Source organism: Bradyrhizobium frederickii, assembly GCF_004570865.1.
Taxonomy (GTDB): Bacteria; Pseudomonadota; Alphaproteobacteria; order Rhizobiales; family Xanthobacteraceae; genus Bradyrhizobium; species Bradyrhizobium frederickii.
Map to the genome: position 1 here is coordinate 1 of NZ_SPQS01000087.1, position 2,921 is coordinate 2,921.

A 2,921-nucleotide genomic window follows, 5' to 3' on the forward strand; every position below is an offset into this window, starting at 1 on the left:
GCGCTTCCGCTGACGGTGAACGGCAAGCTCGATCGCAACGCGCTGCCGGCCCCTCGCGATCAGGCCTATGCGCTGGCGGCCTATGAGGCGCCGCAAGGCGCGGTCGAGACCGCGCTGGCGCGGATCTGGGCCGAGCTCCTTGGTGTCGAGCGCATCGGGCGCAACGACCACTTCTTCGAACTGGGCGGCCACTCCCTCTTGGCCGTGCAGATGTCGAGCCGGCTGTCACAGGCGGTCGGAGTCGACCTGCCGCTGTCGACGCTGTTCGCAAGGCCAGTGCTGAGTGACCTGGCGGCAAGCATCGTCGAGCTGTTGAGCCGCTCCGGTCCGCAACAGCTGCCGTCGATTGCAGCGGTGTCGCGCCATGAGCCGCTTGTGCTGTCATTTGCGCAGCAGCGGCTATGGTTTTTGGCGCAGCTGAACGAAGGCAGCACGAACTATCACATTCCGCTGACCCTGCGACTGCGCGGGATGCTCGACCGCAGCGCCTGGCAGCACAGCCTTGACCGTCTGTTTGCGCGTCATGAGGCGCTGCGCAGTGTCTTTGTCGCAACGCAAGGTAAGCCCCGGGTTGAGGTTCTGCCGCCGGATGCGGGATTGCCGATACTTGAGCATGATCTGCGGGAGAGATCGGATGCGGAAGCGGCACTTTTGGATCTGTGCCATGAAGAGGGGCGCACGCCATTCGATCTTGCGCGCGGCCCACTGATCCGCGGGCATCTGGTGCGGATGTCGGACGAGGAACACGTCTTCCTGCTGACCCAGCATCACATCGTCTCGGACGGCTGGTCGATGGGCGTGCTGCTGCGTGAACTTAGCCAGCTTTACCGGGCGTTCGAGGCTGGGCAGGACGATCCCCTGCCGCCGCTTGCGCTCCAGTATCCGGATTACGCCGCCTGGCAACGCCACTGGCTGTCAGGGCAACGGCTGCAGAAGCAGGCGCAGTATTGGCGCAGCGCCCTGGCAGGCACGACCCGTCTTGTCTTGCCGACGGACCGCGCGCGGCCTGGCCAGCAGTCGTTTGCCGCGGCCACGGTCCCGGTCGTCATCGATGCGGATCTGACGCGGGAGCTGAAGCGGCTGAGCCTGCAGCATGGCACGACGTTGTTCATGATCGTGCTGGCGGCCTGGGCGGCGGTGCTGTCGCGTCTGTCGGGGCAGGACGATCTTGTGATTGGCGTGCCCAGCGCCAATCGGGGGCACCGGGAGATCGAAGAGCTGATCGGATTCTTCGTCAACACCCTGGCGCTACGGCTGGACCTGTCGGGCAAGCCGCGCGTGTCGGAGCTTCTGGAGCGGACGCGCCGCACGGTGCTGGCTGCGCAGGAGCATCAGGACCTGCCGTTCGAGCAGGTGGTGGAGATCGTGCAGCCGCCCCGCGCTCTTGATCACACGCCATTGTTCCAGGTGATGCTGGCCTGGGAGAACAATGCGCTTGGGGCGTTGGAGCTGCCGGGGCTGAGTGTCGAAGCTGCCGGGGACGAGATTGATCAGGCTAAGTTCGATCTGGAGCTGAGCCTTGGCGAGCATGGCGCGGAGATCGCCGGAACGCTGGCTTATGCCACGGCGCTATTTGATCAGGCGACGATCGAGCGGCAGCGTGGTTATCTGCTGGCGCTGTTGCGGGCGATGGCTGCCGATGCGCAGCAAGAGGTCCGCCGGATTGAGCTGCTGTCGACTGCCGAGCGCACCTATCTGCTGGAGGAGCTGAACCGAACGGCGGCGCCATATCCTGCGGAGCGGTGTATCCACGAGCTGTTCGAGGCGCAGGTGCACAAGGCGCCGGATGCGGTGGCGGTGGTCTGCGGTGATGAGCGGCTGAGCTATGGCGAGCTCAATGCGAGGGCCAACCGCCTGGCACATCACCTGATCGCTCTCGGCGTCAAACCTGGGGATCGCATTGCCACCGTGCTGGACCGCTCCGCCGCTCTTGTGGTGGCACAGCTGGCGGTTCTGAAGGCGGGCGGGGTGTATGTACCGATCGATCGCGCCCTTCCGGTGGCGCGACAAGAATTGTTGATGGCCGATTGTGCTGCACGCTTGGTGCTTTGCGGGGATGATCTCGTTGAGGCGACCATACCTGTTCGTGCTATTGAGCCGCTCATAGCTGGCACGGAATGTAGTTCCGATCCTGGGCTGGCGTTGAGCGCTGAAACCGCCGCTTACGTCATGTACACCTCCGGCTCAACTGGCCTTCCCAAAGGAGTTGTTGTTCCTCATCGTGCCGTCAACCGGCTCGTGATCAACAGTGGGTATGTGAAGATCGATGCAGGAGATCGGGTGGCATGGGCTGGCAATCCCTCCTTCGACGCAAGCACATTCGAGGTATGGGCACCGTTGCTTAACGGTGGTTGCATTGTTGCCATGCATGCGGCCACGGTCAGGGATACTGCTAGTGTTGCCCGGGCGCTTGAACAGCATCGGGTGACGTCACTGTTTCTGACAACAGCATTATTCAACCAATATACATCCTCGATTGCTCCGAAGTTGGCGCAACTGAAGCACCTCCTCTGTGGGGGTGAGCGCGGTGATCTTGCCTCATTTCTAAGATTGTTGAAAGAAAAGGGCCCCGTACGTCTCATTCACTGCTATGGGCCCACCGAGACGACCACCTTCGCGACGTTCTGGACTTGCCCGGCTGATTTCAATGGGTCGGTGGTCCCGATCGGGCGTCCAATTGCCAACACGCGGGTGTACCTGCTGGATGGTGATCGCGCGCCCGTGCCGTTCGGTGCGGTGGGCGAGCTTTACATTGGCGGGGCAGGGGTGGCGCGTGGCTACCTGAACCGCCCTGAACTGACTGCCGAGCGGTTCATCGCCAGTCCCTTTGTCGAGGGCGATCGGCTGTACCGGACCGGCGACCTGGCACGCTACCTGCCGGACGGCAATCTGGAGTTCTTAGGCCGCAACGACGATCAGGT

The 2,921-nt window shown here is 63.2% G+C and carries 1 protein-coding gene; it reads left to right on the forward strand.

Annotation, left to right across the window (positions count from 1 at the left end; translation table 11 throughout):
- On the forward strand, positions 1-2,921 hold a 2,921-nt coding region (locus E4K64_RS39350; protein ID WP_135167614.1), incomplete at both ends, for a non-ribosomal peptide synthetase.